Source organism: Sphingobacterium sp. N143 (genome assembly GCF_030325625.1).
Taxonomy (GTDB): Bacteria; Bacteroidota; Bacteroidia; order Sphingobacteriales; family Sphingobacteriaceae; genus Sphingobacterium.
In genome coordinates this window covers 155,191-181,105 of the sequence record NZ_JACAIS010000011.1, presented here as the reverse complement: position 1 = coordinate 181,105, position 25,915 = coordinate 155,191, and the positions used below count along the sequence as shown (strand labels likewise).

Here is a 25,915-nt window from a genome sequence, read left to right as displayed (position 1 = left end):
TCACATTGTTTGGCTTACTGTTGGGGATCCTATTCAAAAATTTATGGCTAAATCACCCACTAAACATTTTTATACTGTTCATAATTCCATATGTATTTTATTTTAGTGTCAGTTTTATAATTTTCCATATCATACGACTGCAGAAATATCGACTCTGGTTTGTACTGATGCCCGGAGTTGTACTGATTGTAATGCTTTATCCCATCGTAAAATGGTACTATTATAGTTTTCTGACTGTACATGGCGTGGTGTTCTATTTCCCCTGGACGGATGGGGATGCGCAAAAGCTATTTATTAAAATCGTTCGTGGGCTTGCATTTGTGTTGCTTTTCCTCTCGCTCGATACTGTTTTGTGGCAGAAGAGAGAGAAAATAATGAAAATAGATGAACTTCAGCTCGCCGTAAAAGATATTGCTGATCATGCGCTGCTGTCTGGACATTTTTTGTTTAAACTTTATCAGTTTGCAGCGAAGAAGAAAATTGTTTTTGATCTTAAAGTGCTGGATTTCTTTCAATACGTTATCAATAAAATTGCCGCACATAATCCTAGGGTAGGTTTGATTGAGGAATGGGAATATCTCAAACAATTGATGGATATGTGCACACATCGGACCATAGAGATCAAAGGCGAGGAGCTTGTCCCAGGTCATATTTGGAACAGGTCTGTCCCCGCACTTTCGCTGATGACTTGGATTGAAAATGCGGTTTCCTATAGCCCGATTGGTAAAACTATTCCTATTGTTATAGAGTGGATTCGAGAAAAGGATACCACCATTTTTATGGTACGCAATCGGATTGCGAGCGAAAATAAGAACAAAGGAACTGGCAAGGGACTAGAACTGGTCAATCGTCTTTTTGAACCTTTGAAAGAAGACCGCGTAAATCTTGCGTATCGGATTGAGGAGGAAAAGTATTTTGTGGTGGAGTTAAAATTTATGAATTAATTATGCCTAAATATAGTATTGTCGTGGTCGATGATGACAGAACGGATGCCAATCGGGTGGTAGAGCAGATCTTAAAATTAAAAGATATTCACAAAATAGGTGATTTTGAAGATATAAAGGTGTTTGAGGATGGAAAAGAGGCGCTCAACTACCTGATGCGCAATAAGGTCGATATACTCTTTTTAGATATACAGATGCCTGCGCTTTCGGGATTTGAGCTCTACAAGATCTTGCCGCAGCACATGCGACCTGCGCTGGTCTTTGTCACGGCTTATGTTGAATTCGCCCTCGATAGCTACAAATTGGATGCCTGTGATTACCTCATGAAAAATGTCAGCTTTGAAGCTGTATTCTTGGCATTGAATAAATGCCTTAAACGATTGGGTATGCCAATTATAATTGCTCCAGAAGTACAGCGCCAATACTATGTGTATGAAGTGAAAGACTCCCGTAGTAAACGAGTATTGCACTACCAAGATATTATCTATATCCAGAGCATAGACAACTATGTGGAGATCGTGACCCGCAACGAGCGGCTGATCTGCAGAATCACCATGGAGGAGATCGAAGAAAATATGCCCCTTTCTTATTATGCGCGTATCCATCGGGGATACATTGTCAACTTTAAATTTGTCAAAGATATTGATGGTGCCAAGCTGTGGCTCACCGAAGGTGAAAAAGTTAGCCTTCCGATCAGTCGGTCGCGCCGGAAAAATATTGCAGGAATGAGGAAACCAGCTGAATAACCCGTCTTTTATAAACCCTAAATATATATGTATGCGTAAAAATCAGTACCTCAGGGGCTTTTCCATAAGCCCCGGGCAGTCCCATGCCCACAAATTGATCTTGCTGGAACTATTGGCGGTAAAGCGCCAGCTGGCGAATTATCTAGCCCTACGGGAGCAGCTAGAAGCAGACAATGTCATACTTCGTGATGCGGAATATGTTAAAGCACATGTCGGCATCTCCACCGAGACACTCTATCGCTTGCAGCGGGATGGTTATATCTGCGTAGCCAAACGTGAGCGCAACAAACGCTACTACCGGGATGTGGATGTAGATCGCTTGCGCAATAGCTACCGCGGTCTATAGTACCGCTCGATCAATTGATTTTTACCTGTACGCGGATTACTTTCTTCGGGCGTCTCTCTTACTGGAGAGACGTTTTTTATTTATTTTTTTCCATCACATAGTTTGTCAGCTCCACACCGTTTCGGCTGACCTGTTGCGCACGGATCACCCGATATCCGCGGCGCTCGAAAAAAGGCTTTGCCGTAATCGAAGCGTGGGTGGTAAATTGATCGCTCTCGATGGCATTTTCCAATGCATTGCATAGTGCGGTAGCGATACCCTGTCCTTGATAGTCTTTGTGCACATAAAGTCGGTCGATGTAGCCTTCCATAGTGATATCACCAAATCCGACTATTTCATTATTCACGACTGCAACGAGGGTATAGTGGGTCAAAAAGGATTTGTTCCAGTTGTCCAGGTCAAGCTGACCAGTAGCCCATACATCCAGCTGCTCCTTACTGTAATCTGCTGCATTGACCGTATGCACTGTATCATAAAATAGCTGGCTGATCTGTGTCAGGTCGGAGGGGAGATATCGTCTTAATTCCATTCTATATTTTTATGGGTTTCAAAGCTACGATTATTCGCCCGATTGCCCAATCTTCTTCGGACTTTCTCCTGACCAACTCCCAGCTCCGCGGCAGTCGGCATCGAATTGGCTTCGGGGATTCATCGGGATAAATTGCATCCCCAGCCGAAGCCGGCTCGCAAAATACACGATAAAGGGTAGAAGTTAATAGGGAATTAGTAGGGTGTTGACTGACTCCAAACAGCCCATAAATTACCGTGGAAATGTAGTCTAATTTTACCCTATTTTGCTTCAAAAGAGTGCCTGTTTTGAACCGGATTCGGTCCCTAATCGGTCAAGTTTCCGAAGCCTATCGGTCAGCTGTCGGTCTATTGTTTTTGTAGTATTTGTTATTGATTTAAAGTGTTTTATGTTTGTTATGTCAATCAGCTGTACCGGTACAAAACAGGGTTGATTTTAACACATGGGAACTATTGTAAACGGAGCAAATGGAGGCTTTAAGGGTAAAGCCGGCTCAGTAATCGGAAGTAGTTGGAAGAGTATCAACTACATTAAAGGGCTTTATAAAAAAAGATCAAAGCCCGCATCGGAGGCCCAAATGATGCAGCAGGAAAAATTTAAAACGCTGATGCGTTTTCTGTTGCCGATCAACTTCTTTTTGAAGATTGGCTTCGGTCGTAAAAATACGGAAAAATTGACACCGATCAATGCGGCATTTCAATTTAATCTGGACAAGGCTATCACGGGTGTCTACCCGGACTACGCGCTTGACTATGCCAAGGTCAGTATAGCGGATGGTGGCTTGTACGGCGGTGGGTCGGTAGCTGTCGCGTATGATGCTGGAGATCTTACCTTCACATGGAGTACAGGCGTCAGCGAGACCTTTGAAACCTTCGCGGATGATTTGGTTTATGTGCTGGCTTATCATGCCGAGAAGGATGAGTTTATCTCCACACCGGCACCGAGTACGCGGGCATTGGGCACGGTGACGTTCACAGTGCCCGAGCACCTGGCAACGGGTGCAGTACATACCTGGCTGTTTTTGTCCAACCGGTCTAAAACTAAGGTGTCTAAAAGTGTGTATCTAGGCGAGATACAGCTGATCTAATTGAACAGGGGCTGAGTCATGCTGGCTCAGCCTTTTTATACCATGTATTATGACTAAAAAAATACCTACTCCAGCACAGCAACGTGCACGGGATGCATTTAAAGTCGGACATGCTTTTTTGGCTCCCCTAAATGGATTGATTAAAAAGGGCTTTGCCGAAATGGCGAAACGAAAAAGATCTCTGCCTGCCGGGCTGGCATTGGGCTATACCTTGCAAATGGCAATTAAACATGAAAAGGATGGTCCGCTTGTCGACCCTGCCTTGGTGCGGCTAAGTGAAGGCTCGCTGTGGGGTGTTATTCATGCACAAGTGCATCGTTACGTCGATCGCATCGAGGTGACCCATGAAATACAATGCTCAGGATTAGTTAATCATGACGACCGATTGAGCCTCTGTGCCTACCAGGTGGAAAAGGGTTATGCCTTTGTCAATGAGCAAATTTGGCAACGCCGGGAGGGAAGGGTTATCGTTCCGATCCCTGAAGGTTTCCGGAATGATGGCTTTCATCTCTATCTGTTGCTGTCAAACAGATATGGCTCAAAGTATTCACGGTCAAGCTATTTAGGGTATTCAACTAAATGAAAACAAAACATATTCTGCTGCTCCAACGTAAATATGGAGCAAAGGGAACTAATGGAACCATTACGTATCTGGGCGAAGAAATCTGTCATACAATCGAACTGCCCGATCGCAATAATATACCCCGGCTCAGCTGTATCCCAATTGGACAGTATAAACTGCAAAAGCGGCGCTACCCCAAGCATGGCGAACAGATCGGTATTCCGGTCGTTTTGGGGCGAGAAGCCATCCTGATCCATGCCGCCAATAATGCGCTGGAGGAGCTGCAGGGCTGTATTGCTCCGGTTACCAGTTTAACTGGTGAAGGGACAGGCGACCATAGCGGTAAAGCGCTGGCGAAACTCAAAGCACTGGTCTACAGCCTTTGGGATATGGGGGATGATGTGTATTTAAATATTCGATAATTGGCCGACGAACGATCAATCGCTTATTCCTTGATGCAATTGCTATTGTCCAATGGCTAAATGAATTCAAACTCACTACGTTCAGACAGGAATTCATTTTTAACGCCTTTGGGCTTCATCAATGTGCAGTCGGAATATGATGCTGATGATCGCTCATTCGGTCAGTTTTAATTGCTATCATGAAAAAGATCTTAAATAAAATCGGAAAGGTGCTTCAGGCGGTCCTGATGGCACCCGTTAAGCTACCGGGCAGGACACCGAAGGTACTGCGCTATATCGCGCTGGCATTGGGCATCGTGGAGACGGTGCTGAAGGAGGAAGAACCGGAGCCACCGGATCAGGTGTCAGGTACGGAAAATGGCCAGGTAGAGGAAAGGGGCAAGCCGGATGAAATGGAATGATATCCGCATCTCGGCGCTGGGTGGCACACTGTGTTCCATCTGGGCCAGCTTCTCTTTTGGTGATGTGCTGCACACCATGCTCACCGCTGCCCTGGGCACGCTGGTCAGCTTTGGGGTGAGCCACCTGCTGGGGCGTTGGAAAAGAAAAGAGCGCCATTGATGGATGGCCTTACTTTAATGCATAAAGCACACCACGTCGGTGTGCTTTATGCATATAAGGAGTGATGTATAGCACTTTTTTGTTGCTTTGTTTGTTAAGGACACCTAGGGTATGCTCTTTTCGATCAGTGTGATCACTTGTGCTAGTGGAATGTCCCAGATCCCAGCTTCATTTCGCTCGAAGTCGGCTTTCCACAGATAATATCCCTCACCCAAAGTGGTGGCGGCCGATCCCATTGGTTGTATCACACTTGCCCAAAATGCATCTTCGGCCATGGGTACATGCTCGATAATGCTGCCCACCTGCTCACCCTGGGCATTGATCAGGCTAAGCCCGGTGATGTTAAGGTGTATCATATTTTTCCCGTCTGGTCCCGGCTCTACCGCCAATACGGTGGCCATGGATTGTTCTTCTCCTTTCCGGGTATGATATGACCATACCTGTCCCTTGCTGACCACAGGCCGGTCTGCCGGCCCACTTGCTGCAATAGGCTTGTCGCTTGCTCGGGATGTGCTAAAAAACAAGTTCCTTAATTTTTTTAAAATGCCCATTTAAATAATATTTAGCATTGATAACTAGCTTAATGTGTTGTTTTACCTAATGTATAAATGTAATCTATGTTTGTAGTTCCGATTGTTTTTTTAGCCTGTTTCCATAGGGACTGATTCGACTGTATAGCCGCGGGATGTCCATTTTTAGGAGGTGATCTGTAGCTAAAAAGACAAAAGGCAATATTCGTAATCTCTTACTGAAATTACAAATATTGCCTGATGAATAGTATGATTTTGATCATTGCTTCTGTCTGTTCATTATTTTGAATAGATGCAGGACCTTGGAGCAAAATATTTTTTTTAGTTTTAGAGCATATTTGAAAAGAAGTGATCAGAAAACGTTTTTATAACCCTGCGCAGCTATTTATCTTTAGTTTCCTCCTATTGATTATTGCTGGTACGGTTCTTTTGAAGCTGCCCATCGCATTGAATCAGCCCATATCTTGGCTGGATGCCCTCTTTACGGCCACCAGTGCGGTCTGCGTGACCGGATTGGTCGTGGTCGACACGGCCAGCCATTTTACCCTATGGGGCCAGGTCTTCATCCTGTTGTTGATCCAGGCTGGTGGGATAGGGATTCTTTCCTTTGCCGGGCTCTTTACTTACTTCCTGAAAGGCGGCAGCAGTTACGAAAACCAGCTTGCCATCCGCGATTTTTCGAATACCGAACGGCTGGGTGAAGTATTTGTGCTGTTAAAACGCACTATCGCCATTACCTTTGGCATTGAGCTGGTCGGTGCGGCAGCGATTTATTGGAGCATCACGGGACTGCCCGGCACGACGGTGGCCGAACGTATTTTTATCGCTCTTTTTCATGCGGTGTCTTCCTTCTGCAATGCGGGTTTCTCGACCCTGCCCAAGGGACTGATGGACCAGCAGGTATATTACAACTATGGTTTCCAGCTGGCAGTAGCCTGCATCTATATCTTTGGGGGGCTGGGCTTTCCCATTGTCATCAATGTGATCAAATATATCAAGCACTTGGCAGACCGGTTGCTGCGAAAATGGACGACAAAGGAGAATTATTATCGGCCCTGGGTGATGACCATCAACAGTAAGATCAACCTGATCACCACGGCCTGTATCACCGTTTTTGCGACCATACTCTTGTTTGTCAATGAGTTTGACCATGTCTTTGCAGATCACCAGGGAGTCGGGAAGTTGGTGCTGGCCTTTGCCACGGCAACCACACCCCGGACCGCAGGTTTCAATAGCATTGATTTTGCCCAGCTTCATTTTTCGAGCATCCTGTTTGTGATGCTGCTGATGTGGATCGGTGCTTCACCGAACTCCACGGGTGGGGGGATCAAGACCAGTACCTTTGCACTGGCGGTGCTCAATGTGATCAGCCTGGCCAAGGGCAAGGACCGGACGGAAATATTCCGGCGGGAGATCGCCGGGATCTCGATACAGCGGGCCTTTGCGACCATGTTCTTGTCGCTCATCATCATCGGGATTGCCATCTTCGCCATCTCCTTCTTTGAGCGGGACCGCCCGCTGCTGGACATTGCCTTCGAATGTTTTTCTGCATATAGTACCGTCGGTCTCTCACTGGGCGTCACCGCTGATCTGGTCGGGGCAAGTAAGGTGGTGCTGATACTCTTGATGTTCATTGGCCGGGTCACGATGCTGTCCGTACTGATTGCGTTTATCAAGAAAGTACGCTATACGCATTATCGGTATGCCGAAGAGGAATTGACGATATATTAGTGAAGTGGGCCTGCAGGAGAAACGATCGCTGGGGTTTATTTTCAATGGTTTAAATTAAACATAAATAAAATGAAATTTATTATCATCGGACTTGGGAATTTTGGGGCTTCTCTGGCGGAAAAACTTTCGGCGCAGGGCAATGAGGTCATCGGTGTGGACCGCCGGCTGGAAAAAGTAACGGCACTCAAAGAGAAGATAACGCATACCATATGCCTGGATGCAACGGATGAAACGGCATTTCATTCCCTTCCGCTGAAAAATACGGATGTTGTTGTCAATGCCATCGGCGAGGATGAAGGGGCCAATATCATGGTCTGCGCGCTCTGTAAGGAGGCGAATGTCAAGCGCCTGATCAGCAGGGCAGTCAATAGGCTGCACGAGAAAGTGCTGGGCGCACTCGGCGTGTCCGAAATTGCGCACCCGGAGGAAGAGTCTGCCGAACGCTGGTCCAAACGCTTATGTATGACCGGATTTGTGGATTCGTTTGAACTGAACAGTAACTATTCCATTGTGGAAGCGGTGGTGCCGGTGAAATATGTCGGCAAAACCATCCTGGAGATTGGCTTCCGGGAAAAGTTTGAACTGCTGGTGCTCACCATACTGAAAAATACGGAAAAGGAGACCACCTTTGGCCGAAGCGTCGTCACCACGGTACTGCACGGCGTACCCCGCCCGGATACCCGCCTGGAAGCAGGGGATATTTTGGTGATCTACGGGTATAACGACCACATCAAGGCCTTTCTGTGATGGCAGGGCCTGCTCCGGGGCAAAGGGAATGCCTACCGCTTGATCACCTCGACACTGTCTTTTGGAAAATGGTTTTTTAGCCAATTATGCAACTTGTCCTCCTGTGTCCGGGGCAGTGGGGCTGTGGCCGAATAGATAAAGGCAATGCGCTTGCTGAGGCTGTCCTTCTTGGCATACTGCTGCTGCACGCCGATGCTATAGGCGCTCAGCTCCGGAAATAGGACGGCAATGTCCTGGTCCAGTGATGGACTGGCCAGCTGGTATTTGGCCAGCTCATTGTTGAGGGCCCGGATGGTCAGGTCTTTTTCACTGACGGCAGCCGTACGTTTGTCGATCTCACTGAGGATGCTGGATTTGAGGTCCAGGCTGTCCTGATGGATCACCAGGTTGGTGTTGTCAATTCCAAAGCTTTCCATGGCCTGCTGCAGGGAAGCAATTTCCTGATTGCTGAATTTTTTGGCCAGGAATGCCAGCTCAAGCTTCTTGGGCTTACTGTTCATCTGCAGCTTTTCATAAATGACGGTATACCCCTTATTGCTGAGTTCCTGCTGCACAAACTGTTTCACTTTGTTGGTATATTTCTTTTCCTGAAGGAGATTGTAGGCAAAATAGATGCTGGGCAATACGAGTGCAAGGGTGATGATGGTAATGCTTTGGGTGATCCTTTTTTCCCGTTGCTGATCGACGTAGTGTGTTTTGGGATAACGCAGGTATTTGACAATAACGAAGGTGGAAATACAGATAAACACACAGTTGATGATGTACAGGAACAAGGCGCCGGCAAAGTAGCTGAGATTGCCGATGGCAAGTCCATATCCTGCCGTACACAGTGGGGGCATCAATGCCGTGGCAATGGCAACACCTGGAATCGGATTGCCCTTGTCGACCCTGGTGATGGCGATGACACCCACCAGCCCGCCAAAGATGGCAATGAGCACATCATAGATGTTGGGCGATGTCCGGGCCAGCAGCTCGGATTGGGCCTCCTTGAAGGGGCTCAACAGAAAATAGAGAAAAGACACCACCAGGCTGATCAGCGTGGCGATCAGCAGGTTTTTGATGGATTTTTTGAGCAGCGGAAAATCAAAGGTGCCCAGCGCAAAACCGGCCCCCACAATAGGTCCCATCAAGGGGGATATCAGCATGGCCCCGATAATCACAGCCGTAGAGTTGACATTGAGCCCAACAGAGGCGACCACAATCGCGCAGGCCAAGATCCAGGCATTGGATCCGCGGAAGGAAATGTTGCTCACGACATTTTCCAGTACGGTTTCCTTTTTCTCTTCTCCCTGATGCAGGTCAAAAAATCGCAGTATTTTGTTCATATGGCTTCACTTGTATATATGCGAATATAATGAACAAAATTAATTTTTGGGATTAAAAATGAGGACAGCCCAAATATTGTAGCTGGAATGCTATAAGTAAAGTAAAGGTAAAAGGAAAAAAATCCCTTTTACCTTTACTAATCAATCGGTAGCCAGTACAAATCGACTATTTTTCACAGATTTAATGCGTATCTTTTTGATCTCTTGATATTTAGATGATTGATAGCACTGTAATGCCGATTCGCGGGTTGGAAAAACGACAATAGCATTTACCTGACTAGCATCACCTTCAACGGTAAGTGCACTGTCGTCTGAAAACAGTACATAAGCACCATATTGCGGTAGCAACTGCGCTACCTCACTTGCATAATGCTCGTATCCCTGTTGGTCAACGATATCATAACTGATAATATAATAAGAAGACATAATATGATAGGATTTAATTAATAAATATATTCAGGAGGTGTTGTTCCTTGGCATCGCAGATAAAGGACAGCTTGCCCTCTATGATGAGTTACATGGTCCAATGTCGCATGAAAGCCTTCCAGTTCACTATTTCGATCAAATGACAGTTCCTGGCAGGTCTCTTCGAGCTGTTGAAAACTTTGTTCCAAATAAGTTTTCACAGCTGCTTTATTACTTTCAAAAAAGGGTTGATCCCAATCGGTCTGTTTTCCTAAAAGATAATTGTCCCTCCACCATTGAATACCATAACCAATATGGTTTAGCAGTTCAGCAAAATTCCAACCAGCTCCGTCTGGTTTAAATGTGAAATGGGATTCGGGCATTGCTTCTACGACAGCGAGCGTATAATTTTTTGCCTTTTTCAATGTTTCCAATAATTGTTTTTTCATGTTGTTTATTTTTGATATAGCCAAAGGTAGCCGTAACAAAAACAAACGATTTTAGAAATCTTGCTATTTTAGTTTTTCCAAAAATTATTGAAACTTCTCCCGGTACTTTACTGGAGAATACCCGAACCGTTCGTTAAAGGTAGCCGAAAAATGCGCCAAACTATTGAAACCAGAAACAAAGGCAATCTCAGTTACCGGCCGAGAAGAAGCTTTGAGCATGATCTCGGCATTTTTCAGGCGGACAGATAATAAAAATGCATGTGGAGAGACACCTACAAAGGTTTTAAAAATACGGCTGAAATGAAAAGTACTTACGAAACAATTACTGGCAATATCCATCAGCGAAATATCCTCAGAAAAATTTGTCATCATATACTGTTTAGCTTGTTCAACAGTGGTCAGATGATTTCTTTTGAAACGATCCGAAAGCGGATTCTGTTCCGTATACGATAAGAAGTCTAAAGTTTGCTCAACAATCTCTAAAATCAACAGGTCTATTTGCAACCGATCAGTCTGTTGAAAGAAAATATGTGACAACAATAAATGATGCAGGTATTCGGTTTCAGGAGTAGTATTGATCTGCAAGGAATGGATATCTTCATTTGAGAGAAATTGATCCCCTTTATATCTCGAATATAGCTCATGGTAGAACGCTCCCGTAAATTCTATGATTGTACACTCGTCTGGGATATCATGTACATGAGTAACCGTATGCTCGTAACCAGGTTTTGTAAGAAGAATACGCCCTGTGTGTGAGTCAAATGAATTCCTGAAAACATTAAAAATAAAATTTCCCTTTCTCACAAAGCTAATCGAGAAAGACTCTACGTACTCAGGCTTAGAGGTTTTACAATCCAAACACCGACATTTAAAATTAAGTACCTGATAAAAGTCTGATTTATATAACGTGGAAATATCTGCTTCCATAGGACTATAATTCTATTTGATTTTCAGTACAGTTTCCTTCTTTATTTTCCTTGGTGCCGGTCAAAAAATTGCAGTATTTTGTTTATAAAGCTTCGCTTGTATATGCGAATATAATGAACAAAATTAATTTTTGGGATTAAAAATGAGGACAGCTCAAATATTGTTGCTGGAATACGATGCTAAAATAAAACACCCGCGAGTATTGGGGACTCCGGGTGTTTCGCCATATTATTAACTTATTTTATGAACTCTAATTTAATGATTTTTTATAATCTTACTATTATGATTGATATTATTTTTGGTACTACTTAGGCTATGGAAGGTAATATTCAACTTCAATCTTGCCTTTTGTAGCTTTAAAATGCTTAAACCGAATGGAAAAGTCCGGATAGTACTCGTCCATCTGTAAAGAATCTACTTTTCCAGGATTTACCTTTGTTTTGACTTCATTGATCATAATTGTGTCATTCGTGGAGCCTTTAATATATAACCATAAAGTTGTAGGGGAACTACTTTTTGTTTTCACCTGAAATGTGGTGTCTTTACTAAAATCAGTTATTACAAATTTACCCCGGTTATTGTAGCTGCAAGATATAAACATCATGCTGATAAATAAAATAAAGAATAATGTTCTCATATTATCTATTGGTTACTTGGAATTAATTTTGTGTATGGCATTATTACATTATCCGTGCAGTAGTTATATTTTAAAAAAACACAATTGTGTTGTAGCTTGATGTTTGAAACAGAGATATCGAACTAATTTTGCCTGATTCTATAGCAAAATTTAGAGAGCGATCATTATCGATCTGAATACCATAATATTTGGCGTTAGATTGTACTGGTATAAAATCCAATGCATCAATATTTGGTTTTAAATACTTTTCCCTATTTGTCAAATAATTTGTTTTTATTTCGTTTAAGCTCCGCTTTATCTTGTTAACACTTTCCTGTTTCCTGTTGAAAATAACATACTTCTCTAGAAATGGAGCAGAAATTGTATCGGATCTTGTTAATTCAATGATAAAAGATTCAATCATTTTTTTTTCGGCAGACTGTTCTTGAGCAAACAGTGAATGCCATTGGCTTAAAAACGTTATTAAAAATAAAAAAAATCCTCTGATAACTGTATTTTTATAATTCATTTTATTTGATATCATCTATATAATATTCCCGCTTAGAAACAGAACTATCAGTATTGTAGCCCGAGAATGGAACATCTAAGTTATCCTCACTATAAGTAATTCCATCCAAAAGGATCATTTTGAATGGAATACTAAAATTTTTATTGGATATATCTAAGTATTTGCTCCATAGGAGAGTTTAGCAAATATTATACCTTAACAATCATCACCTCCCAATAAATCATCGAATATCAGAGTCAAATTGGAGATATCTGCATTTCTCAGCCTGGCCATATATCATCCCAAGAGTTTAAGTGTAATATTTATAGCCTCTGCAGTTGCTTTAGCAGCATCTGTTTGATCAATTTTTATACCACCACCGACCTGTGTGAATGTTACAGGATGTATATTTTTAATACGTGTTGCCATTCGATTATTTTTAGGAAAGCTAAAGTCTACTTGTTTTGTAGATTTTATTTAAGGTTTTGTTATATTTGTTCATCAACTGAAAAGAATGGCTTAATCCCAGTTTATGCAAAAATTCGATGCAATTATCATTGGCTCAGGGCCAAACGGCCTGGCGGCGGCAATTACCCTGCAGCAGCAGGGGCTACGTACGCTGCTGTTTGAGGGCGCCGACACCATAGGTGGGGGCATGCGCACAAAAGAGCTTACGCTGCCGGGCTTCAGGCACGATGTATGTTCGGCGATTCATCCTATGGCCCTGGCTTCGCCTTTTTTCAGGAGCCTGCCGCTGGCGGCATTTGGCCTCTCCTTTATCAAGCCCGACTATGCTGCGGCGCATCCGCTGCATAACGGGGAGACGGGACTGCTCTACCATAGCCTCGCCGAAACGGTGCGTGGGCTGGGGGCTGATGGTGAGGCTTACCGCAGGCTGGTCGAGCAGGTCATCGTCCACTGGGACGAGCTTGCCCCCGATATCATGGGGCCCTTGTCTTTGCCGAAGCATCCCTTGCGCTTGGCCAGGTTTGGCCTCGATGCACTGCAGCCGGCCAGCTGGACGGCAAAGCGCTTTACCACCGCAAAGGCCAAAGCATTGTGGGCCGGCATGGCTGCCCACGGTATTCAGCCCCTGAGCAACTGGACCACTTCTGCGATTGCGATCGTGCTGTCGGCCATTGGCAATAAATACGGCTGGCAGATCCCTGTCGGTGGCTCGCAGTCCATCGCCGATGCCTTGCTGCGCTATTACCAATCTTTGGGCGGCGAAGTGCAGACGGACTATTGGCTGCAGGATATCCGTGAGCTGCCCCCTCATCAGGTGCTGCTCTGTGATATCACGCCCCGGCAGTTGCTGCAGCTCAAGGGTACAGGCCTTACGGCTGGTTACCGCAGGCGGCTCCAGCGCTACAGACAGGGGATGGGGGTGTTTAAAGTCGATTGGGCATTGGCTGAAATGACCCCGTTTAAAGACCTGCGCTGCCAGCAGGCTGCTACCGTCCACCTGGGCAACACGTATGCCGAAATTGCGGAAGGCGAACGGCTGGGGCATCTCGGAAAACGGGTGGAACGGCCCTTTGTCCTGTTTTCACAGCAGTCGGCCTTTGATCCGGGCCGGGCACCCCAAGGCCGGCATACAGGATGGGCCTACTGCCATGTGCCACAGGGAAGTACCGTGGATTATACGGCATTGATCGAAGATCAGGTGGAACGGTTTGCGCCTGGATTTAAAGATACCATCCTGGCCAGACATACGTTCTCCCCGGCTCAGCTGGAACAGTACAACCCCAATTATGTCGGCGGTGATATCAATGGCGGCATCATGGATATCACGCAGTTGTACAGCCGGCCCATTCTGGCGCTGAACCCGTACCGGACTTCCGTGGAAAATATGTATATATGCTCTTCGTCCACGCCACCAGGGGGTGGGGTGCATGGCATGTGTGGCTACCAGGCCGCACGCAAGGCGCTAAAAGAGCATTTTGGCATTGTGGTCAACGGCTGGTCAGCAGGCCAGTGAGGAATAGCATGGCGGGCAGGCGGATGGTGGAAGGGGTTGCCTGAAAAAAAGTCTATAAGTTTAGTAGATTTTATTACAGACTTTACTATATTTACACAACCGTTGGATCAATTGGCGTTGGCAACGATAATAAACAGAGTTTCTCATTAAACAACTAACCGTATGAATACTTTCATTTACCCGTCGTATTCCCTGAAAAGACGAATTTTAATTGACACCTGCTTGAACCCGAAAGCGCGAATGTGTAGCTGAATATAATTTTCTGGTGGATCTTTAATGGGCAGGGGATGTCCTGCCTGAAAAAGAGGATAAAGAAATACAAGTGATCGATTGGCGTTGGCACTTATTCAGTACACGATTTAAACATTTTTTTCATGATAAAATTCAAGCATGCAAAACCGCTGTTGTTTTGTATCCTGCTGGCAATGGCTTTGGCCCCGGTGCAGCTATCGGCGCAGATTGTCAGCGAACCTATTATTAATGCAACCCTGCAGGGTAAAATTGTTGATTCTATTTCCGGTCTGCCCCTGGAGGGGGTTACCGTTCAGCTGGAGGCTGTGACGCACACGGTAAAAACAGATGAAAAGGGCAATTTTCATTTTGTGACCGGCCAGAAGCTGCCACTGACCCTGATGTTATCTTATGTGGGGTACCAGGCTCAGAAACTTGTGGTACAATCTTCCCCGGTCCTAATCCGCTTGCAGCCCTCGTCGGACAACCTGGAGGAGGTGGTCGTGGTCGGCTATACGACCGTGGGAAAGAAAAACCTGATCGGCTCGGTGGAAAAAGTGGCCTTAAAGGAGCTGAGCTCCATTCCGGCAGGGAGCTTTGATGCGCAACTGCAGGGCAAGGTGGCGGGGGTGCAGGTCAGCAGCAACACCGGGGTTCCCGGCGAAGCCTTAAATATCCGGCTGCGTGGCGCCACCTCCATCAATGCCAATAATAATCCGCTCTATGTGATTGATGGTGTGTTTGTAAATGCCGAAAGCTTGCAGACCTTAAATACCGGCGGTAAGGCAAGTTCGCCGATCGCCGACCTGAACCCCTCGGACATCGAATATATCGAGGTGCTCAAAGATGCTGAAGCAACGGCATTGTATGGCTCCCGGGGTGCCAATGGGGTCATATTGATCACGACCAGGCGCGGTAAAAACGGGCAGTCGGCCAAGGTTGATGTCAATATATATGCGGGCCGGGCAAAGGCTGCGAAGCTCTGGGACCTGACCTCGGGGCCGGAGCATGCCGAGCTGGTGAATGAATATAACCGTAATGTCGGCAAGCCCGAACCTTTTGTCCCTGCTGCCCAGGGTGGCCGCGGGCTGCCCGCCGAACAGCTGACTTACGACCGGCTTGCCGAAGCATTCCGCACGGCAGGACTGTATAATGCGGACCTGTCGCTCTATGGCGGTAGCGATAAAACGGCCTACTACTTGGCTGCAGCCTATAACAAACAGGAGTCTATCCTCCGGCCCATTGCCTTTGACCGGGCTAGTTTCAGGTTTAACCTGGACCAAACGGTCAACGAGCGCCTCAAGGTTGGGACCAGCAATGCCATCTCCCGGACCGGACGCAATCAGGGCCGGGCCGGAGATGGGCCCCAGGGTGGGATCCTGCAGGCTGCACTGCATACGCCGACTTACCTTTCGCCTTATAATGACGCCGGTGAGCTGGTCGGCAGGGCCGGGTTTGACAACCTGACCCTCTTATTGGACAATTACGATGTGGGCTCCGTCAGCCTCCGCTATATCGGCAATGTCTATGGCGAATACCAGATCACCCCAAACCTGAAATTTAGGTCTACCTTTAGTGTGGACTACAACCAGTATGACGAACATGAATATTGGAATAAATTCCTGATTGCGGGAAGCCCCAGTGGTTCGGCAACATCGGCAATAAGCCAGGCTACCACCTGGACCAATGAGCAGACATTGACCTACCGCCGGCGCCTTGGTTCCCGCCATTCCTTTGGCCTGCTCCTGGGGAATACCCTGCAGAGTAGCACCTTTTCCCTGACTTCCGCCACGGGCAAAGGATTTGCCTCCAATGATTTTAAAATCATCGGCTCCGCGGCCAATACCACCAGCTTTCAGGATTGGGACAAGTATAATTTGGCTTCTTTCTTTGGCCGTGTGGACTATGGTTTTGACGATAGGTACCTGATCGACTTCTCGCTGCGGGCTGATGGTTCCTCCAAGTTCAGCAAGGGCTACCAATGGGGGTATTTTCCAGCTGTGGGCCTGGCCTGGCGGCTGAGCAAGGAGCCTTTCCTCCAGGATATAGCCTTTATCAGCGACCTCAAGATCAGGAGCAGTTATGGGGTCACGGGCAACCAGAGCGGGATCAGCTCCTTTGCTTCCCGGCAGCTCTGGTCGGGCGTAAATGCGGCATACCGGGGCGTGGCAGGGATGTTCCCCGAGCAACTGGCTGATGAGCGCCTGAGCTGGGAGCAGACGGCGCAGTTCAATATCGGCCTGGATGCCGCACTCTTCAAGAATGCCCTGGCCTTTGGTTTCAATTACTATGATAAACGGACCAGGGATGGCCTGCTGACAGCGGTATTGCCCGGAACGACGGGCTACGACAGTTACCTGAACAATGCCGCTGAGATCAGTAACAAGGGGTTCGAACTGAGCCTCAACTCGACCAATATCCAGCGGGACCACTTTGCCTGGACCAGCTCCTTCAATATAGCCCGCAATGTCAACAACATTGAGCGACTGGGCAAACCCATGAATTTTGGCAGCCGCGACCTGATCCTGTTTAAGGAGGGGAGCCCGATGTATTCTTTCTGGGTGTACAAGCAGTTGTATGTGGACCCACAGACTGGCGACGCAGTCTACGAAGATGTCAATGGGGATGGCAAAATCACGACCGATGACCGCCAGATCCTGGGGAGCATATGGCCTGATTTTTTCGGTGGGCTCGCCAATAATTTTACCTACCGGAACTGGGACCTGAGTACCTTCCTCAGTTTTTCGGTCGGTAATGAAATCTATAACCACAACCGGTTTTTCGGTGAGGCCGGCGGTGCCCGTGATGCCGCCCGCGTTATCTTCAGCTCCAACCTGGACCGTTGGCAGCAGCCCGGCGACCGCACGGATATACCGCGCTCGGACGGTATCAACAACAATAATTACAAAGATGGCGGCGGCCGTTGGCTGGAAGATGGTTCTTACCTGCGGCTCCGCTCACTAAGCCTGGGCTATAACCTCCCGGCTGCGGCACTTGACAGGCTGTCGCTGACCAAACTGCGGGTGTATCTTCAGGCGACAAACCTGTTCACCTGGACCAAATACTCGGGCCTGGACCCCGAATCGGCGGCCAGCAGTTCGGCCAACGAACAGGGGATCGACCTGGGTACACCCCCACAGCCACGGAGTTTTCAATTGGGTGTCAATCTAACCTTGTAAACATAACATGAAAAAATATCTTTATCTTTTCCCTTTCGTTTTCTTGTCGGCCTGCTCCTCCTTTCTGGAGGTAGAGCCACGGACCTCCATATCCGGGGACCAGGTGATCAATGACGAAACGTCAGCCAAGGCAGCATTGAATGGCGTATATGCTGCCCTGCGTTCGTATTATAGCGTCAACTATCAGTCCATTGCCTACCTCTCGGGTGACAATGTCGAATGGACCGGATCGCAGTCGCAGATCCAGGAATTTATCAACCATAAGGTCAATGCTGAAAATGCAACCCTGGCCACGACCTGGAACGGCATCTATAAATCCATTGACCGGGCCAATAATGTGATCCAAGATCTCACGGACTACGACCAGGGCAACATCAGTGATGCGCTGAAGGAAAACCTCCGTGGCCAGGCCTACGCCATCCGGGCATTGAATTACTTTGACCTGCTGCGGGTCTGGGGTGGGGTGCCCATCGTTACTGCACCCACCACCAAGATCGGGGAGAACATGGGGATCCGGCGGAGCAGTGCGGATCAGGTATATGCCCGTGTGCTCGAAGACCTGGATACGGCAGAAGGGCTGCTCGACAACAGCACCGACCGTACGGCCTTGACAAAAAAGTCAGTCCTGGCACTTAAAGCCAGGTACTATCTCTACCGTCAGGATTGGCAGCGGGCCATTCAATATGCCGACCGCCTGCTGTCAGATCCGGATTATGAACTCCTGGATCCATATGATAGTTTTTTTAAAAATGATGTGACAGAAACCCGTGAGTCCATCTTTGAGCTGTTTTACAGTGCCAATGAACCCAATCCCCACCGGGGGCAATGGCAGCCGCAGACCAATGGTGGCACAAGGCAATGGGCGCCCAATGCAGCATTGGTGAAGCTGTTGAGCAGTCCGGAGACGGGCGGAGCACGGGCTGCCCTGATCGCCAGGGACAATCAGGGCCGCTGGTACGGCAACCTCTACTACCGCGATCCGGCGAAGGACCCGACTTACATCGTCCGCATCGCCGAAATTTTATTGATCCGGGCCGAGGCGAGCGCAGAGCTGGGCGATTATACGCAGGCCCTCACGGACCTCAACCGCATTCGTTCAAGGGCGGCATTAAAGGCAAGGCCTTCCTCAACAGATAAGGACCAGATCCTATCATGGATAGCGGATGAACGGCGGCTGGAATTTACATTTGAAGCGCACCGGTGGTTTGACCTGGTCCGCACTGGACGTGCCAAGCAGGTGCTGGGCATACAGGAAGATTTTAGGCTGCTACTGCCGATCCCCTATAGCCAGCTGTTGGCTGACCCGGCGCTGGAACAGAACCCTGGTTATTCACGCTAAAAATATCTCTTATGACAATTATAGAACAACATCCGATGATCCTCAGCTTGAAAAGATATGTACTGCGCCTGAGCATTGTTTTTATCCTTTTGCTGGGCATCCCACTGCAACTGGAATTCTATCGGCAGCTGGCTGCCCTCAGCTGGCCATATTTGCTGAGCGATCTCTTTAACCTGGTTATCTTTTTGCCTCATTTCTTTGGCGATATAAGCAGGTTTGGCGATTGGTTTCTGCTGCTGGCAGTTGCGGCTCCCATTGCAGGCCTGTGGACCTATAAGGACCATGTCGATCCTGAAAGGGAAGCTAGGCGCTATTATTTCCTCCGGGTATTTGCCCGGTTTCGGCTGGCTGCCATCCTGTCCGTGGCGGGATTGACCAAGCTATTTGCCATTTTTGCGCCGGCACTTTCATTGAGCCACCTGAATACGCCATATGGGTATTTTGAAGATTGGAAGCAGCTTTACCTCAGCCTGTCCGCGGCACCGGCCTATGTGGTCTTCTTGGGTGTGGTGGAGCTGCTGGCCAGCTTCCTGCTTGTGTTTAGGCGGACTTCTTTTCTGGGAGTTCTCCTGATCATTCCCTTTTATGGAAATGTGTTTCTGGCCGACCTGGCGTACGGTGGAAGCCATTATCCCGTTTCGGCGTTTGTGGTCCTGCTGACGCTGCCGATTTTCTTTTATGATGCGCGCCGTTTGGCTGATCTGGTGATCCATTTGGACCTCACCTTTCCGCAGCGATGGCGGTTTGACTGGGCCAAAGTGCGGCTGGGGCATTTCCGTTGGGTCTTTAAGCTGCTCTTTGTCCTGATCTTTTTCGTTGTTGCGGGCTTTAAATCCTATGAGGTCAGCAGGACATCTTCGCTGTATTATCCGGAGCAGCCCGGTCTGCCGGGCATTGCAGGCAAGTATATCGTGGACGAATTTGTGGTCAATGGGGATACCATCCCTTTTTCTCCGGACGACAAACGACGCTGGCGGGATGTCGTTTTTGAGCAGTGGAACACCCTGAGCGTGCGGGTAAATGATCAGATTAAGACGGCTGCTCCCGCCAGGTTCTTAGAAAATCACAATCGGGACTACGAGTATACACAGGTGGGTGGGCGATTATATTATCATTACACGACAGCTCCCGGCCAGGTCGTGCTGCTGAAAAATCCAAATCCGGCATATCCTAAGGATAGCCTGCGGCTCCAGCTCTTGCGTCCCGATAGCACGCATATCCGGCTCCATGGAACGAATGCGGCTGGCGATACGCTCGCCATAGCCCTGCAGAAAGTAAATAAAAAGTACCTGCTCCATGAGGTAGGTAAGCGTGGTCGTAACAGGTTGGGCTTTAAATTGTAATGTGGTGTTACCTAAATTGAAAATATCATGCATATAGCTGAAAAAATACAGCCCGGCAGCGTGGAAGCCACAGCTGCTCCGGCAACGAAATGGACGCTGCTTCAAAGGCTTGCCTTTCGCATCAGTTTTATCTTTTTTATCATTCTATCTTTCCCCAATAGTCCCTTGTGGTACAAGCATGTGTTTGCCATAGACTGGTTCAACCTGGATTACAGGGATCTTTATGATATCTGCCGTTTTGGTTCGGGGGTCAGCTGGTTTGGACGCAGCACCTTTGGCAGCCGCCTGGAAGGATACAGCATCTGGGTCAATACCTTCTTTTTCTCGGTCTTTCTCGGGCTCCTGTGGACAGGGCTGGCCAGCTTGCTGAAGAAAGAACAGGGCAATTACAACAGGTTATATTATTGGCTCAATGTCATTGTAAGGTATCGTGCTGGATTGGGGATCATTGGCTTTGGGTTTACCAAGCTGTTTCCGGTGCAGATGCCTTATCCCTCATATGGTATCCTCGATACGGACTATGGTGACCTGACGGCCCAAAAGATCTTTTGGCTATCGTTTGGTATCGTGCCCTGGTATCAGGTATTTGCGGGGGTCCTGGAGGTGTCGGCAGGTGCGCTGCTGCTCTTTAGGCGGACAGTGGCCATAGGAGCGGCTTTACTGGTCGGTGCCCTGGGGGCTATCGTGGTGGTCAACTTTGCCTACGACGGTGGGGTGCATGTGTACAGTTCTTATTTTGTCCTGTTGAGCCTGTTTCTGCTGGTTCCTTATTTTGGACCTTATTATCAGGTTTTTATCCGGGAGCATCCGGCGCGCGTAGCCCTGTTTTTTCCAGCGTTCAAGGGCTGGTTCAATCAGATTAGAATAGGGGTTAAGGCGCTGCTTGTGTTTGTCTTTCTGATCGTTTTTTTCTACCTGCAATATGTCGATTTCAGGTACGACCCCTATAAACAGCCTTCAACAGCTGGGCTACAGCAGCTCCGTGGCCATTATGATGTGACCGAATTTCGCCTCAATGGGCAGCTTAGGCCCTTTAATCCCTATGATAGCCTGCGCTGGCAATCGGCCACCTTCGAAAAATGGTCCACCCTTACCTTTAAGGTCAACCGGCCGCTGAAGCTGGACCTGTCCAACGGTGGCGGTGACCCCAAAAGGGATGTCAACCGCACATTTGAAATCGCCGGCGTTGCTGGCGGGCAGCGCGCCTTCCACTATTATGCGGATACGGTCAACCGGCAGCTATATCTGGAAGATAAATATAAGCTGATCCCCGATCAGCGTAATGTCACGGCAGGGGAAGGTGGCGACGGCGCTGTGCGCAACTATTTGAAGTCAGCAGCGGCAGCTCCGGCCCCATTGCCTGCGGTATCACTGGACGAATGGATGCCGGCACAGGTAAAAGCCTCTTTGGGCGATGAAGCCAATTACGTAGCAGGACCAGCACGGACAGCACGGCGCATCCGGGAGTTTGCCAGAGCGGATGAACTGGCGGCAAAAGAAAGCCGCCAAAGATTTGTGGTATCCTATCAGATTCTTGACGGTGGAAACCGGGTTATCTTAAAGGGTACTGACGAAAATAAGGATTCCATTGATGTGGTATTGGACCGTGTGCGCAGGGATCATAAGATTTCTCCCGGCAAGATTGAGGCCGGGAACTATGGGCAGCCTTGATGCTTTTGAGCATGATGGCCCTTGACCTAAAAATGTCCTATAGCACATAGACATCTAAAAAAAGCCGGAGTTTATTCTCCGGCTTTTAACGTATTATAGGCTTACGCCAGTTCGGATTTTGTCTTTTTCGGCGATAAGAAGGCGCAGGTCATCCGAAGCCGGCAGTTCGAATATCTCCAGGTCGAAGGATTTAATGGCGGCCAGTAAATGGTCGAAAATATCGGCCATGGTATTTTCGAAATAGGCCCACTGGGTGCCTTTGGTGAACATGTACAGTTCGAGGGGCAGCCCGTATTCATTGGGTGCCAGCTGGCGTACCAGCAGGGTCAGGCCCTGATGGATATTGGGGTTGTGCTTGGCATAGGCAAGTATATAGGCCCTGAATAACCCGATGTTGGTCATCCGTCTGCCGTTGACAGGGGATGAAGCATCTGTTGCCCACTGTTTGTTGTATTCGGCAATCTCCTTTTCGCGGGCGCTGATAAAGGGCTCCAGCAACCTGATCTTCTTCAATTCGTTGATTTCGGTTTCATTGAGGTAGCGCACAGAGGACATTTTGATGTTGAGGGCCCTTTTGATACGGCGGCCGCCCGTGTCCTGCATGCCGCGATAGTTTTTAAACGAATCACTGAGCAGGGTATAGGTCGGAATGGTGACAATGGTCTTGTCCCAGTTCTGGATGCTGACATTGTTGAGGTTGATCTGTAGGACATCCCCATCCACACCATATTTGGGCATTTCGATCCAGTCGCCCACACGCACGGAATCGTTGGCCGAGACCTGGATGCTGGCGACAAAACCCAGGATCGTATCTTTAAAGACCAGCATCAGGATGGCCGAGGCCGCACCCAGGGAAACCAAAAAGGACCAAGGTGAATTGCCCGTCAGCAGGGAGATGGCCAATGTGCCCACAACGAATATCAGGAAGATCTGCACGACCTGTAAATAACTGTCTATAGGCTTGTCTTTAAAGGCTTTCGTACTGCGCAGGATATCCCGGCAGGTTTTTAATATGCTGTTGAACAGGCCGTATAAGGTCAGCAGGATGCAGAGGTTGAGGATCTTGCCGACGGCTGATGTCAGTACGGGGAAGCCGATAAATATAAGCGGTAAAACTTGCTGTGCGATTAGCACGAGTATCGTCCGGCTTACCTGGACGTGTACCTTGTTGTGTAAAATAAAATCGTCCCATTCGCTGCTTGTTTTCTTTGCGATTTTACGGAGTGCGGTATAGAAAAATTTCCGCAGCAGATAGTCTACAACAAGAAGCAATAAAAAAGCGATGATTAATAGGCTTCCAGCGGTAAAGATATGGCTGTACTGTGCTGAAAGTCCGATCTTCTTAAAAAGGTCAAAAATGTACTCGTAAGTGGAACTGGAATGTTGTTCACTGAATTTTGGTAAATATAAATTTTTCATATGAACAAACAAATGTAAGAAAAAGAATAGGTTAACGAATGATTTATTTGTAACACATATGTTAATCAGCGGTTTGTGCCGTTTTATTACTTAATGATTAATTTGGGTGTGTCTCCATGCTGATGAGGCGAAAACCTGCCTGATGTCCATAAGGGAGGCTGCTGCCTCTCATGGACGTATTTGCGCCCCTGATGGAAAGGTCGGTCGGGCGATGCTGTCCAGGGCAGGTCGAGCGGCTTCGTTTTCTGTATTATTTGTGCTATGGTGTGCCTAGGTGACTGAAAATTGTTAAATTACAGCCTTAAATCTAAACCATTAAAACAACGATCATTTCAAGCTTTATGCTGCATGAGGCGTAAAGTGGCCCTGATCAAAACCAAACTAAACAATGAAGCTAACAAAATTCCCTTTGGCAACGATGGCAGCACTGGTCGTCGGACTATGGATGGGGCCGGCGAGGTCGCAGTCTACAGCAGATTTCACGCTCCCGACGCCATGGACACAGCAGGCCCTGACCGCCCAGGTACCGCTGCCCGAATACCCACGTCCGCAGATGAAACGCAAAGAATGGCAAAACCTCAATGGACAATGGGATTATATGGGCGGTGCGCAGCTGGCGGATCCACGGACGGCCCTGGTGCCACCTGCTTTTCCGGCATCGGCCGAAAAAATACGGGTGCCCTTTGCGCCCGAATCAGAGCTGTCGGGCATCGGCCGCAGTGGGGAGAAATTTTTATGGTACCGACGTAAACTGCTGATTCCGCAGGCATGGAAGGGTAGCCGCATCTTACTGCATTTTGGTGCCGTGGATCACGATGCCAGTGTATATGTGAACGGAAAAAAGGTCGGCAGCCATAGCGGTGGGTATACCGCGTTTAGCCTTGATATTTCGGATTTTGTGCAGCCAGGCGACAACAGCCTGGTCGTAGGCGCCCACGATCCCAACGATGGCCGAAGGCCTTCAGGAAAGAATGGCGACAAGGGCGATTATACCTTCAGCTCGGGTATTTGGCAGACGGTCTGGATGGAGCCGGTACAGCAAAAGCATGTTACCCAGCTTAAACTGATCCCGGACCTCAAAAACAAGCGGCTGCAGATAACCGCCCTGGCTCAGGGAGAAAATCTTAAGGTGGTCGCCACAGCCCATGATCAGCAAGTGCAGGTTGCCAAAGTGGAGGGAAGGGCAGATGAACCTTTTTTTCTTCCGGTCGACGATCCGCATCTGTGGAGCCCCGACGATCCTTTTTTGTATCAATTGAACCTGGAACTGAAAGACCGGCAGGGGCGTACGGTGGATCAGGTGGACTCTTACTTCGCCATGCGGTCCATCCGTATCGGGCAGGTCGATGGGGTCAACAGGACGCTGTTGAACGACAGGTTTGAGTTTCAGATCGGTGTCCTGGATCAGGGCTACTGGCCCGACGGGATCTTTACGGCACCCACCGAAGAGGCCTTGCTCTACGATATCCAGCTGGCCAAAAAGGCGGGGTTTAATGTCATCCGCAAGCATATCAAGGTGGAGCCGATGCGCTGGTATTATCATTGTGACCGGCTGGGCCTGATGGTCTGGCAGGATATGCCCAACCTATGGTACCCCGATGATGCGGATTCTGTCGCGGTACGCAAGCAGTTCAGGACTGAACTGAAGCAGATGATGGATCAGCTGGTCAGCGTGCCCTCCATCGTGACCTGGGTGCCTTTCAACGAGAACTGGGGGGCTTTTGAGGTGGCGGATATCACGGCATGGACCAAGCAATATGACCCTTCGCGGCTGGTCAATGGCAACTCTGGCTTTAATTATGCACCGGGCTACCGTCCGGCACAGGGGGATCCCGGTAATGGCGACTTTGTCGATATGCACCATTACGGAAAAATGGAGGATAAAGCTTTTCCAAAGCCGGACGCCCATCGGGCGGCATCCTTGGGAGAATTTGGCGGCAAGGGCCTTTTCGTACGGGACCACCTCTGGCCCGTACCCAACAATGCCTACGAAATACTGGTCAATAAGGATATCTTGACGGATACCTATGTGTACCTGCTCAATGAAGTTGAACAGCGGATGTTATACAGAGGCTTAAGTGCTGCTATTTATACCCAAACTTCAGATGTGGAGCATGAAATCAATGGCCTGGTGACCTATGACCGCCAGGTGGAAAAGATGGATCTCAGCAAGGTCAAATGGATAAACAGTGAAATCATCAACAGCAGCAAAAAAATCGGCAGGAAGAAAAAAATAAGCTCCATTTCCAGGGAATATCCGATGGAATAGGGATGATGTCATGGAGGGTTGGATAAAATGATTAATTTAGGTTGCGGA

27 protein-coding genes are annotated in these 25,915 nt (G+C 48.0%); 17 read left to right on the top strand and 10 right to left on the bottom strand.

The window, feature by feature from the left end:
- Window positions 1-167 precede the first annotated feature (167 nt).
- Genes HX021_RS19720 through HX021_RS19710 form a run of 3 tightly spaced genes read left to right on the top strand, consistent with a single transcriptional unit; the run spans window position 168 to window position 2,036 of the window.
- Window positions 168-944 carry a hypothetical protein gene (locus HX021_RS19720; RefSeq protein ID WP_286592302.1) on the top strand — a complete coding sequence of 259 codons (777 nt, stop codon included), beginning with the start codon at window positions 168-170 and terminating at the stop codon, window positions 942-944.
- A gap of 2 nt (window positions 945-946) precedes the next feature.
- The gene (locus tag HX021_RS19715; protein WP_286592301.1) at window positions 947-1,690 is read left to right on the top strand and encodes a LytR/AlgR family response regulator transcription factor; all 744 of its coding nucleotides are present in this window, start codon (window positions 947-949) and stop codon (window positions 1,688-1,690) included.
- 31 nt (window positions 1,691-1,721) lie between these two features.
- Window positions 1,722-2,036 carry a MerR family transcriptional regulator gene (locus HX021_RS19710; RefSeq protein WP_286592300.1) on the top strand — a complete coding sequence of 105 codons (315 nt, stop codon included), beginning with the start codon at window positions 1,722-1,724 and terminating at the stop codon, window positions 2,034-2,036.
- Between the two features lie 76 nt (window positions 2,037-2,112).
- Here HX021_RS19710 and HX021_RS19705 read toward each other — a convergent pair whose 3' ends face one another.
- The gene (locus HX021_RS19705) at window positions 2,113-2,565 is read right to left on the bottom strand and encodes a GNAT family N-acetyltransferase (RefSeq protein ID WP_286592299.1); all 453 of its coding nucleotides are present in this window, start codon (window positions 2,563-2,565) and stop codon (window positions 2,113-2,115) included.
- A 442-nt stretch (window positions 2,566-3,007) separates the two neighbouring features.
- Between HX021_RS19705 and HX021_RS19700 the strand changes: the two genes are divergently transcribed.
- The 5 genes from HX021_RS19700 to HX021_RS19680 all read left to right on the top strand — a co-directional run bounded on the left by HX021_RS19700 (window position 3,008) and on the right by HX021_RS19680 (window position 5,197).
- Window positions 3,008-3,652, top strand: a complete 645-nt coding sequence (locus HX021_RS19700) for a DUF6266 family protein (protein WP_286592298.1) — start codon at window positions 3,008-3,010, stop codon at window positions 3,650-3,652.
- A 49-nt stretch (window positions 3,653-3,701) separates the two neighbouring features.
- Window positions 3,702-4,235 carry a DUF6266 family protein gene (locus HX021_RS19695; RefSeq protein WP_286592297.1) on the top strand — a complete coding sequence of 178 codons (534 nt, stop codon included), beginning with the start codon at window positions 3,702-3,704 and terminating at the stop codon, window positions 4,233-4,235.
- Complete coding sequence (locus HX021_RS19690; RefSeq protein ID WP_286592296.1) at window positions 4,232-4,636, top strand: DUF5675 family protein; 405 nt, start codon at window positions 4,232-4,234, stop codon at window positions 4,634-4,636. The genes HX021_RS19695 and HX021_RS19690 overlap by 4 nt, the downstream gene beginning before the upstream one ends.
- A 179-nt stretch (window positions 4,637-4,815) precedes the next feature.
- Window positions 4,816-5,037 carry a hypothetical protein gene (locus HX021_RS19685; protein WP_286592295.1) on the top strand — a complete coding sequence of 74 codons (222 nt, stop codon included), beginning with the start codon at window positions 4,816-4,818 and terminating at the stop codon, window positions 5,035-5,037.
- Window positions 5,024-5,197 carry a hypothetical protein gene (locus HX021_RS19680; protein WP_286592294.1) on the top strand — a complete coding sequence of 58 codons (174 nt, stop codon included), beginning with the start codon at window positions 5,024-5,026 and terminating at the stop codon, window positions 5,195-5,197. Before HX021_RS19685 ends, HX021_RS19680 begins: the two co-directional genes overlap by 14 nt.
- Window positions 5,198-5,301: 104 nt before the next feature.
- On the opposite strand, the gene HX021_RS19675 is transcribed toward HX021_RS19680, so the two are convergent.
- A complete protein-coding gene (locus HX021_RS19675; RefSeq protein WP_286592293.1) occupies window positions 5,302-5,748 on the bottom strand; it encodes a hypothetical protein in 447 nt (148 codons plus the stop codon).
- Between the two features lie 327 nt (window positions 5,749-6,075).
- Between HX021_RS19675 and HX021_RS19670 the strand changes: the two genes are divergently transcribed.
- Together HX021_RS19670 and HX021_RS19665 are read left to right on the top strand one after the other, a co-directional pair.
- The gene (locus tag HX021_RS19670) at window positions 6,076-7,458 is read left to right on the top strand and encodes a TrkH family potassium uptake protein (RefSeq protein WP_286592292.1); all 1,383 of its coding nucleotides are present in this window, start codon (window positions 6,076-6,078) and stop codon (window positions 7,456-7,458) included.
- A 69-nt stretch (window positions 7,459-7,527) separates the two neighbouring features.
- Window positions 7,528-8,205, top strand: a complete 678-nt coding sequence (locus HX021_RS19665; protein ID WP_286592291.1) for a potassium channel family protein — start codon at window positions 7,528-7,530, stop codon at window positions 8,203-8,205.
- A 32-nt stretch (window positions 8,206-8,237) separates the two neighbouring features.
- Here HX021_RS19665 and HX021_RS19660 read toward each other — a convergent pair whose 3' ends face one another.
- The 7 genes from HX021_RS19660 to HX021_RS19630 form a co-directional block, all read right to left on the bottom strand.
- A complete protein-coding gene (locus tag HX021_RS19660) occupies window positions 8,238-9,530 on the bottom strand; it encodes a TIGR00341 family protein (RefSeq protein ID WP_286592290.1) in 1,293 nt (430 codons plus the stop codon).
- Window positions 9,531-9,671: 141 nt separating this feature from the next.
- Window positions 9,672-9,956 (bottom strand): DUF1330 domain-containing protein, encoded by a 285-nt coding sequence (locus HX021_RS19655; RefSeq protein WP_286592289.1) that lies wholly within the window; start codon window positions 9,954-9,956, stop codon window positions 9,672-9,674.
- A 17-nt stretch (window positions 9,957-9,973) separates the two neighbouring features.
- The gene (locus tag HX021_RS19650) at window positions 9,974-10,384 is read right to left on the bottom strand and encodes a DinB family protein (RefSeq protein WP_286592288.1); all 411 of its coding nucleotides are present in this window, start codon (window positions 10,382-10,384) and stop codon (window positions 9,974-9,976) included.
- Between the two features lie 84 nt (window positions 10,385-10,468).
- The gene (locus tag HX021_RS19645; RefSeq protein ID WP_286592287.1) at window positions 10,469-11,188 is read right to left on the bottom strand and encodes a helix-turn-helix domain-containing protein; all 720 of its coding nucleotides are present in this window, start codon (window positions 11,186-11,188) and stop codon (window positions 10,469-10,471) included.
- 436 nt (window positions 11,189-11,624) lie between these two features.
- Window positions 11,625-11,948 carry a hypothetical protein gene (locus tag HX021_RS19640; RefSeq protein ID WP_286592286.1) on the bottom strand — a complete coding sequence of 108 codons (324 nt, stop codon included), beginning with the start codon at window positions 11,946-11,948 and terminating at the stop codon, window positions 11,625-11,627.
- 70 nt (window positions 11,949-12,018) lie between these two features.
- Entirely contained in the window at window positions 12,019-12,456 is a 438-nt protein-coding gene (locus tag HX021_RS19635; protein ID WP_286592285.1) for a hypothetical protein, read from the bottom strand.
- A gap of 276 nt (window positions 12,457-12,732) precedes the next feature.
- Window positions 12,733-12,864, bottom strand: coding sequence for a hypothetical protein (locus HX021_RS19630; protein ID WP_286592284.1), 132 nt, complete (start codon window positions 12,862-12,864; stop codon window positions 12,733-12,735).
- 103 nt (window positions 12,865-12,967) lie between these two features.
- Here HX021_RS19630 and HX021_RS19625 point away from each other — a divergent pair, with 103 nt between their 5' ends.
- The 5 genes from HX021_RS19625 to HX021_RS19605 all read left to right on the top strand — a co-directional run bounded on the left by HX021_RS19625 (window position 12,968) and on the right by HX021_RS19605 (window position 22,179).
- Complete coding sequence (locus HX021_RS19625) at window positions 12,968-14,416, top strand: phytoene desaturase family protein (protein ID WP_286592283.1); 1,449 nt, start codon at window positions 12,968-12,970, stop codon at window positions 14,414-14,416.
- A 374-nt stretch (window positions 14,417-14,790) separates the two neighbouring features.
- Window positions 14,791-17,826, top strand: coding sequence for a SusC/RagA family TonB-linked outer membrane protein (locus tag HX021_RS19620; RefSeq protein ID WP_353621071.1), 3,036 nt, complete (start codon window positions 14,791-14,793; stop codon window positions 17,824-17,826).
- 7 nt (window positions 17,827-17,833) lie between these two features.
- Window positions 17,834-19,165: a RagB/SusD family nutrient uptake outer membrane protein gene (locus HX021_RS19615; RefSeq protein WP_286592282.1), complete on the top strand. Its 1,332-nt coding sequence runs from the start codon at window positions 17,834-17,836 to the stop codon at window positions 19,163-19,165.
- Between the two features lie 11 nt (window positions 19,166-19,176).
- Window positions 19,177-20,508 (top strand): hypothetical protein, encoded by a 1,332-nt coding sequence (locus tag HX021_RS19610; RefSeq protein WP_286592281.1) that lies wholly within the window; start codon window positions 19,177-19,179, stop codon window positions 20,506-20,508.
- 27 nt (window positions 20,509-20,535) lie between these two features.
- Window positions 20,536-22,179 (top strand): hypothetical protein, encoded by a 1,644-nt coding sequence (locus tag HX021_RS19605; RefSeq protein ID WP_286592280.1) that lies wholly within the window; start codon window positions 20,536-20,538, stop codon window positions 22,177-22,179.
- A 93-nt stretch (window positions 22,180-22,272) separates the two neighbouring features.
- On the opposite strand, the gene HX021_RS19600 is transcribed toward HX021_RS19605, so the two are convergent.
- On the bottom strand, window positions 22,273-23,598 hold the full coding sequence (locus tag HX021_RS19600; protein WP_286592279.1) for a mechanosensitive ion channel family protein: 1,326 nt from the start codon (window positions 23,596-23,598) through the stop codon (window positions 22,273-22,275).
- A gap of 142 nt (window positions 23,599-23,740) precedes the next feature.
- Here HX021_RS19600 and HX021_RS19595 point away from each other — a divergent pair, with 142 nt between their 5' ends.
- Together HX021_RS19595 and HX021_RS19590 are read left to right on the top strand one after the other, a co-directional pair.
- Entirely contained in the window at window positions 23,741-23,872 is a 132-nt protein-coding gene (locus HX021_RS19595) for a hypothetical protein (RefSeq protein WP_286592278.1), read from the top strand.
- Window positions 23,873-24,043: 171 nt separating this feature from the next.
- Window positions 24,044-25,867, top strand: coding sequence for a glycoside hydrolase family 2 protein (locus HX021_RS19590; RefSeq protein WP_286592277.1), 1,824 nt, complete (start codon window positions 24,044-24,046; stop codon window positions 25,865-25,867).
- The last annotated feature ends 48 nt before the right edge of the window (window positions 25,868-25,915 follow it).

Excerpts from the sequence above, each read along its gene's own strand:
- HX021_RS19630 (WP_286592284.1), bottom strand. The coding sequence starts at position 12,864 with ATGGCAACACGTATTAAAAATATACATCCTGTAACATTCACACAGGTC.
- HX021_RS19705 (WP_286592299.1), bottom strand. The coding sequence starts at position 2,565 with ATGGAATTAAGACGATATCTCCCCTCCGACCTGACACAGATCAGCCAG.
- HX021_RS19685 (WP_286592295.1), top strand. The coding sequence starts at position 4,816 with ATGAAAAAGATCTTAAATAAAATCGGAAAGGTGCTTCAGGCGGTCCTG.
- HX021_RS19695 (WP_286592297.1), top strand. The coding sequence starts at position 3,702 with ATGACTAAAAAAATACCTACTCCAGCACAGCAACGTGCACGGGATGCA.
- HX021_RS19620 (WP_353621071.1), top strand. The coding sequence starts at position 14,791 with ATGATAAAATTCAAGCATGCAAAACCGCTGTTGTTTTGTATCCTGCTG.
- HX021_RS19675 (WP_286592293.1), bottom strand. The coding sequence starts at position 5,748 with ATGGGCATTTTAAAAAAATTAAGGAACTTGTTTTTTAGCACATCCCGA.
- HX021_RS19610 (WP_286592281.1), top strand. The coding sequence starts at position 19,177 with ATGACAATTATAGAACAACATCCGATGATCCTCAGCTTGAAAAGATAT.
- HX021_RS19595 (WP_286592278.1), top strand. The coding sequence starts at position 23,741 with ATGTCCATAAGGGAGGCTGCTGCCTCTCATGGACGTATTTGCGCCCCT.
- HX021_RS19720 (WP_286592302.1), top strand. The coding sequence starts at position 168 with ATGCCCGGAGTTGTACTGATTGTAATGCTTTATCCCATCGTAAAATGG.
- HX021_RS19600 (WP_286592279.1), bottom strand. The coding sequence starts at position 23,598 with ATGAAAAATTTATATTTACCAAAATTCAGTGAACAACATTCCAGTTCC.
- HX021_RS19660 (WP_286592290.1), bottom strand. The coding sequence starts at position 9,530 with ATGAACAAAATACTGCGATTTTTTGACCTGCATCAGGGAGAAGAGAAA.
- HX021_RS19640 (WP_286592286.1), bottom strand. The coding sequence starts at position 11,948 with ATGAGAACATTATTCTTTATTTTATTTATCAGCATGATGTTTATATCT.
- HX021_RS19650 (WP_286592288.1), bottom strand. The coding sequence starts at position 10,384 with ATGAAAAAACAATTATTGGAAACATTGAAAAAGGCAAAAAATTATACG.
- HX021_RS19700 (WP_286592298.1), top strand. The coding sequence starts at position 3,008 with ATGGGAACTATTGTAAACGGAGCAAATGGAGGCTTTAAGGGTAAAGCC.
- HX021_RS19655 (WP_286592289.1), bottom strand. The coding sequence starts at position 9,956 with ATGTCTTCTTATTATATTATCAGTTATGATATCGTTGACCAACAGGGA.
- HX021_RS19710 (WP_286592300.1), top strand. The coding sequence starts at position 1,722 with ATGCGTAAAAATCAGTACCTCAGGGGCTTTTCCATAAGCCCCGGGCAG.
- HX021_RS19690 (WP_286592296.1), top strand. The coding sequence starts at position 4,232 with ATGAAAACAAAACATATTCTGCTGCTCCAACGTAAATATGGAGCAAAG.
- HX021_RS19615 (WP_286592282.1), top strand. The coding sequence starts at position 17,834 with ATGAAAAAATATCTTTATCTTTTCCCTTTCGTTTTCTTGTCGGCCTGC.
- HX021_RS19605 (WP_286592280.1), top strand. The coding sequence starts at position 20,536 with ATGCATATAGCTGAAAAAATACAGCCCGGCAGCGTGGAAGCCACAGCT.
- HX021_RS19590 (WP_286592277.1), top strand. The coding sequence starts at position 24,044 with ATGGGGCCGGCGAGGTCGCAGTCTACAGCAGATTTCACGCTCCCGACG.
- HX021_RS19625 (WP_286592283.1), top strand. The coding sequence starts at position 12,968 with ATGCAAAAATTCGATGCAATTATCATTGGCTCAGGGCCAAACGGCCTG.
- HX021_RS19635 (WP_286592285.1), bottom strand. The coding sequence starts at position 12,456 with ATGAATTATAAAAATACAGTTATCAGAGGATTTTTTTTATTTTTAATA.
- HX021_RS19715 (WP_286592301.1), top strand. The coding sequence starts at position 947 with ATGCCTAAATATAGTATTGTCGTGGTCGATGATGACAGAACGGATGCC.
- HX021_RS19680 (WP_286592294.1), top strand. The coding sequence starts at position 5,024 with ATGAAATGGAATGATATCCGCATCTCGGCGCTGGGTGGCACACTGTGT.
- HX021_RS19665 (WP_286592291.1), top strand. The coding sequence starts at position 7,528 with ATGAAATTTATTATCATCGGACTTGGGAATTTTGGGGCTTCTCTGGCG.